The sequence below is a fragment of the Synechococcus sp. H70.1 genome (genome assembly GCF_047502705.1).
In the GTDB taxonomy this organism is placed as follows: domain Bacteria; phylum Cyanobacteriota; class Cyanobacteriia; order Thermostichales; family Thermostichaceae; genus Thermostichus.
Genome location: NZ_JANSIV010000038.1, coordinates 27,294 through 41,445, shown reverse-complemented (window position 1 = coordinate 41,445; position 14,152 = coordinate 27,294). Strand labels below are relative to the sequence as shown.

Sequence of the window (14,152 nt, the reverse complement as noted above, 5' to 3'; positions counted from 1 at the left end):
CGCATGGCGGTAACCCCCGTGGGATCCAGCACCTTGCCGCGCTCTACCTCGGCGTAGACCAGGTAGCGATCGCCACACTCCATCCAGCTTTTGACACAGCACTCCAGGTAAGCCAGGGCATCCAATAGGATCGGGCAGCCATTTTCGGCAGTGGTGATGGCCAAACCGGCAAAGCGGTCTTCACCAGGGCGCTGGGGTCGTTGAAAGTGTCGCTGCAGGCTGCTGCTTTTGCCCTCCCGCAAAATGTTGAGCACAAAAGGCGCTTGGGGACGAGTGAGCAGTTCTGCCTCGCTGTCCCTACTTACAGAAAGGGTTAGGCCAGGGGGGTTGAAGCTGGCCTGGGCCACCGAGGAGGTAAGGAAGCCGCGCGGGATCCCATCTTGCAGGGCGGTCACCACACAGAGGGATCCCACAACCCGGCTGAGGGCCTGCCCCAGCCGATCCGCCTGAGTTTCAACACCGCCTTGGCGGGGGGCACGGGCTCGCTTGGCCTTGCGCAGGGCTTGGGCAAACTGGGATCCCGCCTCCTGACAGGCTTCCAGGACAGCGGGGGTAGGCTTGAACCTGGTGCGGATGGTGGCAAACCCCAGGGTAAAGCCGGCGTTGAGCAACTTGCTTTCAATGAGATCCAGGGCTTCACCGCTCCAGCCATAGGAGCCGAAGACCCCGGCCAGCTTGCTGGTGGGAACAGAAGAGAGGATAATGCCTAGGGCTGTTTGGATCTGGACAGGGGGGTGGCCGGCCAAGGTGGGGGATCCGATAATGAACCCTTGGCAGCGCTCCAGGGCCTGGGCAATCTCTTCAGGGGTAGCCCATTCGCAGTTAATCCGCTCCACGGTAACTCCTGCTCGCTCCAAGCCTTGGGCAATGGCTACCGCCATCAGGCCCGTGTTCCCGTAGGCAGAGGTATACAGGAGAGCCACCCGCTGCTCCAAGGGATCCTCCTCGCACCAGGCGTGGTAATCCAAGCGCAGCCGCCGCAGGCTGTGGCGCACCAAGGGGCCGTGGGCGGGGGCGTAGATCTGGGCGGGGAACTCCTCCAGCTTGGCCAGGGCTGCTTTTACCTGGGGCGCTTGGCTGCGGTGTAAGCAGTCGAAGTAGTAGCGGCGATCCTCGCTAAGCTGCCGCCAGTGCTCGTCGAACACCTGCTCGTCGCAGACATGGGCACCAAACAGCTTGTCGGTAAAGAGGATCCCAGTGGCCGGGTCGTAGGTGCAGAGGGCATCGGGGTGGCGGGGCGTGGGGACAGTGCGAAAGTGCAGCTCATGGCCCTCGCCTAGATCCAGGCGATCCCCATCCCGGATTACCCGCAGGCGAAAGGACTGGTTATTGCCGTAGGGAATGCCAAAATCGGCGGCCTCCTCTTCATCCCGACTAGGAGGCGGGGATTCCCTGCCCTCAAAAGCGGCTCGCAGGGTGAGGGATCCCGGCTTAGAGCAGAGCACCACTGCATAGGGAGCCAGCGGCAGAAGTGCCTTGAGGGTGGCGATGCGGTTGAAGTTGACGTGGCTCAGTAGGATAAAGTCCAGCCGCTGCAGGTACTGGTGCTGGGCCAGCTCCTCGAGAAAAATGTCTGTAAACGACTCCCCCGGCGGATCAATGAGCAAGGTCTGCCGGGCCTGGATGAGGTAACTGTTGGCCGTGGTGCCCCGCTGCCGGGCGTATTCCAGCTCAAACTTGAGGCGATCCCAGGTGCGAGAGCGGAGAACCAAGGTAGAGGAGCCGATAACGGCCACTTGAACATCGCGAGTGGGAGTTTTGCTCGCCATAGCAGTCTCCAGGGGGCCTCTGTCCCCACCTTGCCACGAAACTGGGGAAATGGGGATCCCTTTTCCTCTATGGAAAGCTTTGAGAGCTAACGTAGAATTTGTCCATTCCCTGGAAGTGTTTGCGATGGCCCAAGCTTCTGGATCCGCCGCTGTTTCTACTCCTGCCTGGCATAGTCTTCCTCTTCCCGCTGTTATCCAGAAGTTGCAGACCGATCCCGATTCTGGCCTGACTACCCAGCAGGTGATCCAAAGGCAGCGGGAATTCGGCCCCAACGAGCTGATCTCCTCTCCTGGCCGCAGCGCCTGGCAGCTCTTTCTTGACCAATTCCGCAACGTCATGTTGCTGATGCTGATTGCCGTGGCGCTGATTTCAGCCCTTTTGGATTGGCAAAAGAGAGAGTTTCCTAAAGATGCCCTAGCCATTTTGCTGGTAGTAGGTCTCAATGGCCTGCTGGGCTACTTGCAAGAAAGCCGGGCGGAAAAGGCGCTGGCGGCCCTAAAAAAATTGGCCTCCCCCAGCGTGCGGGTGCAGCGGGACGGGCTGTGGCAGGAGATCCCTGCCAACCAGTTGGTGCCAGGGGATCGGGTGCTGCTGGAAGCGGGGGTGCAGATCCCAGCCGATGGGCGCTTGGCGGAAGCGGTGAACCTACAGGTGCGAGAGGCGGCCCTGACCGGAGAGGCGGTACCGGTTACCAAGCAGGCTGATTGTGTCCTCCCCGAAGACACAGAGCTGGGTGAGCGGCGCAACATGGCCTTCATGGGCACGGAGGTGCTGCAGGGGCGAGGGATCCTCTTGGTTACTGCCACCGGCATGAACACGGAGCTGGGCAAGGTGGCCAGGCTGCTGCAGACGGTGGAAAACGAGCCCACCCCCCTGCAGCGGCGCATGAGCCAGTTGGGCAATGTGCTGGTGTCGGGATCCCTGGCCTTGGTGGCGCTGGTGGTGATCGTGGGGCTGCTCCAAGCCGGGAGCATGGCGCCTTTTGCCTCGCTGCTGGAAACTTCCCTCAGCATGGCCGTGGCGGTGGTGCCGGAGGGGCTGCCGGCTGTCACCACGGTTACCTTGGCCATTGGCACCCAGCGCATGGTGCGCCGCAATGCCTTGATCCGCCGCCTGCCGGCCGTAGAGACCCTGGGATCCGTCACCACCATCTGCTCCGACAAGACCGGCACCCTCACCGAAAACAAAATGGTGGTTACCGACATCGTTACCCCTGAGCGCCACTACCACGTCAGCGGCAGCGGTTATATTCCCAAGGGATCCTTCTACTGCGGCGGCCAGCCCATCGATCCCCAGAGCGCCCCCGATTTGCAGGCCCTTCTCAGGGCGGTGGTCTTCTGCAACGATGCCCTGTTGCAAGCCACTCTCCCAGCCCAGCGCGGCGCTGCCCCCACCTGGTCAATCCTGGGGGATCCCACCGAGGCCGCCCTGCTGGTGGCTGCCGCCAAGGCCAACCTGCAGAAGGCCTCTTTGCAGGAGCAACACCCGCGGGTGCAGGAGATCCCTTTTAGCTCAGAACGCAAGCGCATGAGCGTGGTGGTGCAAGAGGAGGGCAGCTACCGCGTCTACGTCAAGGGATCCGCGGAACTGGTGCTGGAGCAGTGCGCCTACATCCAGAAAAACGGAACTTGGCAGGCCCTCTCAGAAGCGGATCGCCAGGCCATTTTGGGCGCCAACAACCGCTTGGCAGCTCAGGGCATCCGGGTTTTGGGGGTGGCCACTCAGCAGTTGCCGCGGATCCCGGAGAACCTGGAGGAGATCGAGCGCAACCTGGTGTGGCTGGGCCTAGTGGGCATGTACGATCCCCCTCGGCCCGAAGCGCGGGAAGCGGTAGCCCGCTGCCGGCAGGCCGGGATCCGCACCCTAATGATTACCGGCGATCACCAACTCACCGCCATTGCTATTGCCCGCGAGCTGGGCATTCTCGACTCCGAGAACCAGGCCATTGATGGGCGCACCCTCTCCCGGCTGAGCTTTGAGGAGCTGATGGAGACGGTGCAGAGGGTTAACGTCTACGCCCGCGTGGCTCCCGAGCACAAGCTGCGCATCGTGCAGGCCCTGCAAAAGCAAAACCAGTTTGTGGCCATGACCGGCGATGGCGTCAACGACGCCCCTGCCCTGCGCCAAGCGGATATCGGCATTGCCATGGGCATCACCGGCACCGATGTCAGCAAAGAGGCCAGCGACATGGTGCTGCTAGACGACAACTTCGCCACCATCGTGGCGGCCATTGAAGAAGGGCGGGTGGTCTACAGCAACATCCGCCGTTTTGTGAAATACATCCTGGGCAGCAACATCGGCGAGGTGTTGACCGTGGCTGCTGCACCCCTTCTAGGCCTAGAGGACGTGCCGCTGACGCCCCTGCAGATCCTGTGGATGAACTTGGTAACCGACGGCCTGCCCGCTCTGGCTTTGGCAATGGAGCCAGCAGAGCCAGGGGTGATGCAGCGCCCCCCCTTCAACCCCAAAGAAAGCATCTTTGCCCAAGGGCTCGGCGCCTACATGGTGCGCATTGGCGTCGTCTTTGGCTTGGCGACGATCCTCATGATGGCGATTGTGGAAGCCTACATCGTTCACTGGCGCACGATGGTCTTCACCACCCTGTGTATTGCCCAGATGGGCCATGCGCTGGCGGTTCGCTCTAATGACAAGCTGACCATCGAGCTCAACCCCTTTTCCAACCCCTACCTGCTGGGGGCGGTGCTGACCACTTTGCTGCTGCAGTTGGCCCTGCTCTATGTGCCCTTCCTGCGCGACTTTTTCGGGACAGAAGAACTGACCCTCACTGAGCTGCTTATCTGCGTGGGCTTCAGCACGGTGGTGATGGTCTGGGTAGATCTGGAAAAACTCTACCGCCGCTGGCGCCCCCGTTAAGGCTAGCTTCCATGGTTTCCTCCTTTGCCAAAAGCTTTTTCCCAGGGCAGGGTAGGGCAGCTTTTTTCCGCAACTTAACTGAGCGATTCTGCGGAAGCCAGAAGATAAGCTGGAAGCAGCCGCCACCAGAAAAGAGCTGGGGATAGAGATAATGCTGCCGGGCTGGGCCAGCTTTATGCTTGGGGGTATTGTTTTGGTTCTCGGAGCACTTCTAGGGCTTGGCTGGCTCCGGCGGCGGATCCCTCTTTTCAAGCTCATTTTCAGGGGATCGCTAGCAACTTCCAGCCCAGAGGCCCGTTTCCGCGCAGCGCTGGAAGCCAGCCTGGATGCCATCTATCTGTTGGAGGCGGTGCGGGATCCTTTTACCGGCGAGATTGTGGATTTTGTCTTCGTCGATGTCAACGCCAAGGGGGAGGAGCTGATTTCCCGCCGCCGGGAGGAGATCCTCGGCCAGCGGCTGTGCGAGCTGCTGCCCATCAACCGCACGGCTGGCTTTTTTGAAAAATACAAGCGGGTGGTGGAAACCCGCATCCCCCTGGAAGAGGAGTTTCCCATCTCCGGCCAGCCGGGCTTGCGGGCCCGTTGGCTGCACCACCAGGTGGTGCCGGTGGGGGATGGGATCCTCATCACCAGCCGCAACATCACCGAGCAGGTTGAGCGGGAGCAGGCGCTGCAGGAAAGCGAGTCCCGCTATCGCGCCCTCTACGAGGCAATCCCAGACATGATTTTGGAGATTGCTGCCGACGGTCGCATCCTCAACTGCAAGCCGTCCCGCTACTTCGCCACGCTGCGCCCCTCTCAGGACTACATTGGCCGCCGGATCGAGGAGATTTTGCCTCCTGCTTTGCGGGAGCAATGCGAAGTTCTGGGAAGGCGGGCTCTGGCCAACCAGACCGCCGAATACCTGGAGTACGAGATTGAGCCCCAGCCAGGAGTCAGGCAGTATCGCAGGGCCTGTATCGTTGCCCACGGCAGCAAGAAGCTCTACGTCTTGGTGCAGGACATCACAGAGCGCAAGCGGACTGAGCTAGAGCTCAAAGCGGCCGAGGAAAAACAAAGAGCCATTCTGGCGGCCATCCCGGATCTCATCTTTCACCTCGACAGCCAGGGCGTTTGCCTGGGAGTGAGCTGTGGGGGGGAGGTGCGGCCCTACGGCCTGCCAGAAACTTACCTGGGGCGCTCACCCCACGAACTCCTGCCCCCAGACCTGGCGGAGCGGCGGCTTGCCTATATTCGCCAAGCCCTGGCCACCCAAACCCTGCAGCGCTATGAGCAAAGCCTGGAAATCGATGGCGAGGTGCGCCACGAGGAGGTGCGCATTGCCCCTCTGAATGCGCAGGAAGTGGTGCTCATCATTCGCGACATCACGGAGCGGGTGCAGGCACAGCAAGCCCTGCAAGAGAGCGAGCAGAAGTTCCGCGCCCTGTTTGAAAATGCTGCCGTGGCCATCCTCATTCGCCATGCCGAAACGGGCGAGATCTTGGAGGCCAACCCGCGCGCCCTTGCCGCCTATGGATTTCCCAGCCTGGAGGAGCTGCGGGCCTTTGACGCTTCGGAGCAGTCCCCCTATCGCCAGGCCCTGCAGGGAAGGGGGTTCTCACTGCAGCCCTACCTGGAGCAAGCTCGCTCTCAGGGATCCGCCCGCTTTGAGTGGCACTGGCAACGGCGGGATGGCCGGGAGTTTTGGGAAGACGTCTTCGTCCAGCCGCTGGTGCTGCGCGGGATCCCTTGCTGGGTGTTTACCGCCGTCGATATCACCGCCCGCAAGCAGGCCGAAGCAGAGCTGGAGCAATTCTTCTCGGTAGCTTTGGATTTGCTCTGCATTACCGACGAGCAGGGGTATTTTCGCCGCCTCAACCCTGCTTGGGAGACTGTTCTGGGCCGTTCCCTCGAGGAGCTGCAGCAGCACCCCTTGTGGGAATGGGTGCACCCGGAAGATCTGCCGGCCACCCAGAAGGCGATGCAAAAGCTGCTGCAAGAAGGACGCCTGGATGGCTTAGTCAACCGCTACCGCACCCAAGACGGCAGCTACCGCTTTATCGAATGGCGCGCCTCTCTGGCGGGATCCCTGGCCTACGCCGCCGGTCGGGACATCACCCTGGCCAAGCAGACGGAAGAGCAGATGAAGGCGGCTATGGAAGCTGCCGAGGCGGCCAACCGCGCCAAGAGCGAATTCTTGGCCACCATGAGCCACGAGATCCGCACGCCCATCAACGCCATCATGGGCATGGCCAGCCTGTTGCTGGATACCCCCCTGGATCCGCAGCAGCGGGATTGGGTGCAGACCATCCGCTACGGCAGTGAGGTGCTGCTCAGCCTCATCAACGACATTTTGGATTTCTCCAAGATCGAGTCTCAGAAGTTGGAGCTGGAGGAAACGCCCTTTTCCCTGCCCCAGCTCATGGAGGAGCTCTTGGACCTCATGGCCGCCCAAGCCCAGAGCAAAGATCTGGAGCTGGTGGCCTGGGTGGATCCCAGCTTGCCAGCCACCCTGGTGGGGGATCCCAACCGTCTGCGCCAGATCCTGGCCAACCTCCTCAGCAACGCCATCAAGTTCACCCCACAGGGAGAAGTGGTGGTAACCGTCGAGGCCCAGGAGCGAGATCCCCAGGTGCAGTGGGTGAGCTTCCAGGTGCAAGACACCGGCATCGGCATCCCGCCGGAAAAGCAGGATCGCCTCTTCAAGCCTTTCAGCCAGGTGGACAGCTCCATCAGCCGCCGCTACGGCGGCACGGGCTTGGGCTTGGCCATCAGCCAGCGCCTCTGTCAACTGATGGGCGGAGAGATCTGGGTGCAAAGCCAGCCGGGCCAGGGATCCACCTTTGGTTTCCGTGTCCCGCTGCGTGTTCCGGATCCGGCCCTCTTGGCAGCCCCAGCCCTCGATGCTGCTCTGGCCGGCAAGCGGGTTTTGTTGGTGGAAGACAACGCCAGCCAACGGCAGCTCCTGGCTCGCCTGCTCCAGGCCTGGGGGATGCAGGTAACGGCCTGCAGCTTTGCAGCAGAAGCCCAAGCACTGGCCAAAGCCCAGACTTTTGACCTGGCTCTGGTGGATACCAGCCTGCCTGACGGCGATGGGCTGGCCCTGGCCAAAGTTCTGCAGCAGGAGCAGCCCCCCCTGAGGCCTTTGCTGCTGGTGGCCCGCAGCGCGGCTTTGGCAAGCTCTGGCTCTTTTCCTGCCCTGAGCAAGCCGGTCAAGGCCTCGCAACTGCGGGCTCTGCTTTGCCAGGAAAAAGTGCCTGCCGTTACTTCCCCCTTGGAGCCCCCGCTGCCTTTGGCCTGCCGCTGCCCGTTGCGCATCCTGGTAGCCGAGGACAACCCCGTTAACCAAAAAGTCATCCGCCTGATGCTGGAGCGGCTGGGCTATCAGCCGGACATCGTGGCCAATGGCCTGGAAGCCCTGCAGGCGCTGCAACTGCGCGCCTACGACCTGGTCTTGATGGATCTGCACATGCCGGAGCTGGACGGCCTGGCCGCCACCCGCCGCATCCGCAGCGAACTTCCCCCAGATCGCCAGCCGCGCATCCTTGCCCTCACCGCCGACGCTTTCCTGGAAAGCCGTGCTGCTGCCGAGGCCGCCGGCGTCGACGGCTACCTGACCAAGCCCCTGCAGCCGGCTGTGCTGGAGCGCGCTTTGCAGGAAATCTCTTCTTCCTGCAAGGAAGAAAAACCGGAGCCAGCCTTGGATCCCGACACCCTAGCCAGCCTACGCAGCATGCTGGGATCCCCCGAAGACTGGCAGGAGATGGTGCAAACCTACCAGCAAGACAGCCAGGCCCTGCTGGGATCCCTGCGCCAGGCTCTGGAGCGGCAAGATGCCCAAACCGTGGCCCAACTGGCCCACCGCCTCAAGGGCAGCAGCAGCACCCTGGGGGCCAAGTCGCTAGCTCAGATGTGTCAGGAGCTGGAGAACCTCTCTCGCCACCCCTCTCCCGCTTTTGTAAACTGGGATACCCTGAAGCAGGCCTTGCAACGGTTGGAAGCCGAGTACCAGCGAGTTACCCTGGAGTTATCGGCTGCCGCGTCTGGGCCTTCTCCTGTTGCCAGTACCCATGCAGAAGCTTAATGCCAATCCTGTGGCAGATCTCCTTCCCCGACAGGGAGAGGGCTCCTCTGGGGCCGAGGAAAAGCCACTGCTGCTGATTGCCGACGATGATCCCAGCCAGCGGCTTTTGGCTCGCTATACCCTGGAGCGGGAAGGCTACCAAGTTGTAGAAGCGGACAGCGGCTTGGCTTGTCTAGAAGCCGTAAGCTGCCATCAGCCGGACATGGTGCTCCTGGATGCGGTGATGCCGGATCTGGATGGGTTTGAGTGCTGCCGCCGCCTCCACGCCCAAAACCCTGACATGCCAATTTTAATTGTCACCGCTTTAGAAGACGAAGCCTTTGTCAGTGAGGCCTTTGCCGCCGGTGCCAGCGACTACATCCCCAAGCCCATCCACTGGTCGGTTTTGAAGCGGCGGCTGCGCCACTTGCTGCAAGCCAACCAGGCCCAGCGCCGTCTGCAGCAGCTTAACCAGGAACTGGAAGCCAAGGTGCAGGAGCGCACCGCCCAGCTGGCCTGCCAGGTGGCAGATCTGGAGCAGCTCAACCGCCTCAAAGACCACTTTCTGGCCACGGTCTCCCACGAGCTGCGCACACCCTTGACCAAGATCAAGCTAGCTCTGGAGCTTCTGGGCCGCACCCCCCTCAACGAGAAGCAGCGGCAATACTGGGACATTGCCCTGCAGGAGTGCGAGGCCGAAATCCAGCTCATCAACCGCCTGTTGGATCTGCAGGGCTTGGAAAGGAAAGAGTTGGGCTCTGCCGTTGCAGCTATTGACCTGCCCCACCTCTGGCACAGCTTGATCGAATCGGCGCAGCAATGCACTCAGGCCCGCTCCCTCACGCTGCAGGTGGGGGACCCGCCCTCCTCCCCCTGGCGGTTTTACAGCCATCCGCAGCTCCTGACCCAGATCCTCAAAGAACTGCTGGACAATGCCTGCAAGTTTACCCAGCCAGGTGGCACGATCCGTCTAGAGGTTCAGCCAATCCCTGGAGGGGTTGAGTTTAAGATCGCCAACACGGCTCAGATTGAGCCGGAACATCTGCCCTACCTGTTTGAGCGCTTTTACCGGGTGCCCACTGCGGATCCCTGGGCCCAGCCAGGCAGCGGTCTGGGGTTGGCTTTGGTGAAGCAGTGGGTGGAATACCTGCAGGGCCACATTCGAGTCAGCAGCAAGGACGGGTGGACATGGTTTGTGCTCCGCCTGCCCAGCCTAGAACCCTCCAGCAGGATGTGATCAATGGCCAGTGGCAACGGCAGTTTCGGCAGTGGCAAAGGAGGTGCCACAGCCACAGGTAGCCACTGCATTGGGGTTCTTGAACTTGAAGCCGCCCCCCAACAGATCCTCGGAAAAGTCGACGGTAAGGCCCTGGATCAAGGTCATGCTCAAGGGATCCACTGCCACGCGGAGCTCGCCAAAGTCAAAGGTATGGTCATCAGGGTTGGCCTGGGGCTCAAAGTTCATCACGTAAGAGAGGCCAGAGCAGCCGCTGGGCTTGACCCCCAACCGCAGGATGGGCTGCGATCCCTCCTTCTCGTACTTGCTGCGCAGGCGCTTTAGCTCTTGGATGGCGCTCTCGGTCAAGGTGATCATGGCAAGAAAGCTGACACGTACCCTTATCGTGAACGACTCCCAACCCTCATTCGCTAAGTAAGCACAACATGGCTTACGCCACACTGCACGAACAGCCAGCGTACGGACTGCACGCTTTACCGACTTGTTGGTACGAAGGTCACAGCCTGCCGCCAGTGTGCAACCCGCGGCGGGAACAAGTCAGGGAAGCTCTCCCGAGATTGAACTTGTTCTCCTTAGTTGTAGCACGAACGGCTTTATCCCGACACTGATTGGCAATACGGAACACAAATACAGGGCGGGGCTTGCCGCCAATTAAGCTAACAAGGGTTTTGGGCGCCCTTTCTAGGTAAGTTGATAAGCTAGGGATCCCAGTCCTTAGCGCTATCGGCATTTGGCCCTTGTGACAGATCCCAACGCCATCCGCGTTACCTTTCTGGGTACTAGCTCCGGCATGCCCACCCGCCAGCGCAATGTGTCGGGCGTGGCGGTGCAGTTTCCGCAGCGGTCGGAATGGTGGCTGTTTGATTGTGGCGAGGGCACCCAACACCAACTGTTGCGGCTAGACGAGCTGCGCCCCAGCCAGTTGCGCCGCATTTTCATCACTCATATGCACGGGGATCACATCTACGGCCTGCCGGGGCTGTTGGCCTCCTGTGGCCTGGGCAGCACCCCCCAACACATCGACATCTACGGCCCCCCCGGCCTGGAAGAGTACCTGAAGGCGGTGCTACGCTACAGCGAGACGCGGATCCCCTATTCCTTCCAGGTTCACACCGTAGAAACAGGTCTCATTCTTCAGGATCCAGAGTATTGGGTTTTCTGCGCGCCTTTGGATCACCGGGTGCCTGCCTTTGGCTACCGCGTGGTGGAACAGGATCGGCCAGGCACCTTTAACGTGGCCAAAGCCCAGGCCGACGGGATCCCACCTGGCCCCCTCTATGGCCAACTCAAGGCTGGGCAATCCATCTTCTGGCAGGGCCGCTGGTTCCACGGGCGAGATTACGTGGGGGATCCCATCCCAGGGCGCAAGTTCTCCTACTGCACCGACACCATCTTCTGCCGCAACGCCGTCGATCTCTCCCGTGCTGCTGACCTGGTCATCCACGAGGCCACCTACGCCGAAGCGGATCGCGAGCTGGCTCAGCGGGCTAAGCACTCCACTGCTGCCATGGCTGCGCGGGTGGCCGCTGAAGCCAAGGCCCAGACCCTCATCCTTACCCACTTTAGCCCTCGCTACACGTCAGATGGCCCCATCACTTTGGAAGACCTACTGGCCGAAGCCCGCGCCATCTTCCCCAATACACTCCTGGCCCGGGATCGGATGACCTACGAGATCCCGCGCCGCAGCCCTGCTTCCCTGCCGATAGGGGTCTAGGCCCGCTTTGCTAGCTACAATGGTTAGGGATAACAGCCTCAACCTGCGATGACGGATCCCAGACCCTCTCCCGAACGGCCCAAAACCCAGCAGCTGGATCAAAGCGCCAGCGAGTGGCAAGCCTTTAGCGCCCTGCCTCCAGCAACCTCCCTACCTTCTGTCCAGACGAAGCAACCGGCTTCCCCGGCAGCCGGCGCCCCCCAGGCTAAGGAAAACCTGCCCAAACTAGCTCCCTGGGGCAAGCGGATTGGGGCCTTTGCCCTGGATTTTGGGCTGGGGCTAGGGGTCTCCTACCTAGCGCAGGGTTTAGCTTCCCTGCTGGGAGCCGATGCTGGCGCCGTGGACATGACTGGCTACATTGCCTTCTTTGCCACTTGGCTGGTGAACCGCGGCTATTTCCAATCCCGTCCTGAGGGCCAAAGCCTCGGCAAATGGCTGCTGAACATTAAAACCTGGGATCCGGAAACCGAAGCCTCGCCTCATCTGATTCGCTCCCTGGCCCGGGAGGGAGTGCTCTCGCTGTTTGTTCTCACGGAAGCCCTTCTGGTACCCCTAGTTGCCGATGGTCTGTTTGCCTTCTTCGACAAGGAAAAACGCCAGAGCATCCACGACCGTGCCGGGCGCACCCTAGTGGTGGAATCCGAGCGGGGCTACCACCTAGATGAAAAAGTCCTGCGGCTGCTACAAAACCTCCTCGAAGGGGAAGCTACTGAGGACGTTCAATTGGCTGCGCGGGATCTTCTGCGCAAAGCCCAGCGCCATGAGACAGTACGGGACCTCTCCAACCAACTGGGGCGCCTACGTCAGGAGGTTGGCCGCAACACCCGCAGCCTTCGCCACCAAGCTGGAAAGCAAGTTAAAAGTTGGCTTGCTTCCCTCAAAGAAAAGTTAGATAATTGGTAATTGCGCTACGCGCAAGCCCTTCTTCAACCGTGGCTGTTGAAGGGGGAGGTAGTTTCTTCCTCTGCAGAGGGATCCACCCATGGCAAAGGGAAAAGGTGCTCGCATCATCATTACACTGGAGTGTTCGGAGTGCCGCACCAACGTTAACAAGCGTTCTCCAGGGGTGAACCGCTACACTACTACCAAAAATCGCCGCAACACCCCCGGTCGTTTGGAGTTGAGAAAATACTGCCCCAAGTGTAACCGCCATACCCTTCACAAAGAGATTAAGTAGTTCCTGAGCTATGGTTTACATTCGCCGTCGCTTGTCTCCCATCAAGCCAGGAGAACCCATTAGATACACCGACGTTGAGCTGCTCAAGAAGTTCGTAACTGAGCGTGGCAAAATCTTGCCTCGCCGCATCACAGGCCTAACTGCCAAGCAGCAGCGGCAAGTCTCCAAAGCCATCAAACAGGCGCGCATCCTAGGCCTTCTCTACTTTGTCAACAAAGAAGGATAGTTGCGTTGGCCTTCCATGAGCCTGCAGCTTTCACCGCAGTTGCAAGCACGAATGGCCCAACCCCTAGAGATTGGGAGGGTAAAGATCTTCAGTCGGGTCTTCCAGGCACCCCTATCAGGGGTAACCGACATGGTCTTCCGGCGGCTAGTCCGCCGTTTTGCCCCCCAAAGCATGGTTTACACCGAGATGGTTAGCGCCATTGGCTTGCACTATGCTCGCGAGCTGCCCCGCATTATGGAGGTGGGAGAGGGAGAGCAGCCCATTGGCATTCAGCTGTTCGACTGCCGGCCCCATTTTTTAGCTGAAGCCGCTCGCATGGCTGTAGACGAAGGGGCAACTCTGGTAGATATCAACATGGGCTGCCCGGTAAATAAAATTACCAGAAACGGTGGCGGCTCCTCCCTGCTGCGAGACCTAGATACCGCTGCGAAAATTGTTGAAACGGTGGCCAAGGCAGTGGAGGTACCCGTTACTGTAAAAACGCGCTTGGGCTGGTCGGACGAGGAAATTAACATCTTGGATTTTGCCTACCGCCTCCAAGAGGCGGGAGCCCAACTCCTTACTCTACATGCTCGGACACGTGCCCAGGGCTTCAGCGGCAAAGCCCGCTGGGAGTGGATCCGCCGCGTCAAAGAACGTTTGCACATTCCGGTCATTGCTAACGGAGACATTTTCTCCACAGCTGCAGCAGTGAAGTGTCTCGAAGAAACTGGCGCCGACGGGGTGATGTGCTCCCGCGGCACGATGGGTTACCCCTTTCTGGTGGGGGAGATCGATTACTTCCTGAAAACCGGGCAAGAAAAGCCGGCTCCTACTCCCTTGGAGCGAATTCAAATAGCTCTAGAGCATCTACGAGGTCTTTGGGAATATAAAGGGGAACGCGGGATCCGGCAAGCCCGCAAGCACATGGCCTGGTACGTTAAGGGCTTTGCCGGCGCTTCCCACTTTCGTGCTCTTCTTTGCCGCATTGAGACCCTGCAAGAGGGAGAAACCCTGCTGCTGCAGGCTATGGAGCGTTGCCAAGAAGCTGTTTTGCAGCCCGAGGAGCCAGGTGAGGCTTCTGAGGGAGAGCAAGCGGCCTGTGAAGAAGCTCTTCTGGCTTAAAGGAGCAG

At 60.6% G+C, this 14,152-nt stretch carries 10 protein-coding genes; 8 read left to right on the top strand and 2 right to left on the bottom strand.

What is annotated here, in order from left to right; genetic code table 11:
* Nucleotides 1–1,769: flavin reductase (locus NW827_RS02925; RefSeq protein WP_414503319.1), on the bottom strand; the 1,769-nt coding region annotated here is incomplete at its 3' end.
* A 124-nt stretch (nucleotides 1,770–1,893) separates the two neighbouring features.
* Between NW827_RS02925 and NW827_RS02920 the strand changes: the two genes are divergently transcribed.
* From NW827_RS02920 to NW827_RS02910, 3 genes are all read left to right on the top strand, one after another.
* A complete protein-coding gene (locus NW827_RS02920) occupies nucleotides 1,894–4,644 on the top strand; it encodes a cation-translocating P-type ATPase (protein ID WP_414503318.1) in 2,751 nt (916 codons plus the stop codon).
* A 151-nt stretch (nucleotides 4,645–4,795) separates the two neighbouring features.
* Nucleotides 4,796–8,707: a PAS domain S-box protein gene (locus tag NW827_RS02915; protein WP_414503317.1), complete on the top strand. Its 3,912-nt coding sequence runs from the start codon at nucleotides 4,796–4,798 to the stop codon at nucleotides 8,705–8,707.
* 10 nt (nucleotides 8,708–8,717) lie between these two features.
* Nucleotides 8,718–9,923 (top strand): response regulator, encoded by a 1,206-nt coding sequence (locus tag NW827_RS02910; protein ID WP_414503316.1) that lies wholly within the window; start codon nucleotides 8,718–8,720, stop codon nucleotides 9,921–9,923.
* Here the strand turns inward: NW827_RS02910 and NW827_RS02905 are convergent, their stop codons facing one another.
* Nucleotides 9,924–10,280: a HesB/IscA family protein gene (locus tag NW827_RS02905; protein ID WP_414362565.1), complete on the bottom strand. Its 357-nt coding sequence runs from the start codon at nucleotides 10,278–10,280 to the stop codon at nucleotides 9,924–9,926.
* 400 nt (nucleotides 10,281–10,680) lie between these two features.
* Between NW827_RS02905 and rnz the strand changes: the two genes are divergently transcribed.
* From rnz to dusB, 5 genes are all read left to right on the top strand, one after another.
* Nucleotides 10,681–11,637, top strand: coding sequence for a ribonuclease Z (rnz, locus tag NW827_RS02900; protein ID WP_414362619.1), 957 nt, complete (start codon nucleotides 10,681–10,683; stop codon nucleotides 11,635–11,637).
* Between the two features lie 48 nt (nucleotides 11,638–11,685).
* A complete protein-coding gene (locus NW827_RS02895) occupies nucleotides 11,686–12,540 on the top strand; it encodes an RDD family protein (RefSeq protein WP_414403428.1) in 855 nt (284 codons plus the stop codon).
* A 79-nt stretch (nucleotides 12,541–12,619) separates the two neighbouring features.
* Nucleotides 12,620–12,814, top strand: a complete 195-nt coding sequence (gene rpmG / locus NW827_RS02890) for a 50S ribosomal protein L33 (protein WP_414362563.1) — start codon at nucleotides 12,620–12,622, stop codon at nucleotides 12,812–12,814.
* A 10-nt stretch (nucleotides 12,815–12,824) separates the two neighbouring features.
* Complete coding sequence (gene rpsR / locus NW827_RS02885) at nucleotides 12,825–13,040, top strand: 30S ribosomal protein S18 (RefSeq protein WP_414362562.1); 216 nt, start codon at nucleotides 12,825–12,827, stop codon at nucleotides 13,038–13,040.
* 51 nt (nucleotides 13,041–13,091) lie between these two features.
* Entirely contained in the window at nucleotides 13,092–14,144 is a 1,053-nt protein-coding gene (gene dusB, locus NW827_RS02880) for a tRNA dihydrouridine synthase DusB (RefSeq protein ID WP_414403427.1), read from the top strand.
* Nucleotides 14,145–14,152: the final 8 nt, after the last annotated feature.

Coding starts and splice junctions, on each gene's coding strand:
- NW827_RS02920 (WP_414503318.1), top strand. CDS start 1,894: ATGGCCCAAGCTTCTGGATCCGCCGCTGTTTCTACTCCTGCCTGGCAT.
- NW827_RS02915 (WP_414503317.1), top strand. CDS start 4,796: ATGCTGCCGGGCTGGGCCAGCTTTATGCTTGGGGGTATTGTTTTGGTT.
- NW827_RS02905 (WP_414362565.1), bottom strand. CDS start 10,280: ATGATCACCTTGACCGAGAGCGCCATCCAAGAGCTAAAGCGCCTGCGC.
- NW827_RS02895 (WP_414403428.1), top strand. CDS start 11,686: ATGACGGATCCCAGACCCTCTCCCGAACGGCCCAAAACCCAGCAGCTG.
- rpmG (WP_414362563.1), top strand. CDS start 12,620: ATGGCAAAGGGAAAAGGTGCTCGCATCATCATTACACTGGAGTGTTCG.
- rpsR (WP_414362562.1), top strand. CDS start 12,825: ATGGTTTACATTCGCCGTCGCTTGTCTCCCATCAAGCCAGGAGAACCC.
- dusB (WP_414403427.1), top strand. CDS start 13,092: ATGGCCCAACCCCTAGAGATTGGGAGGGTAAAGATCTTCAGTCGGGTC.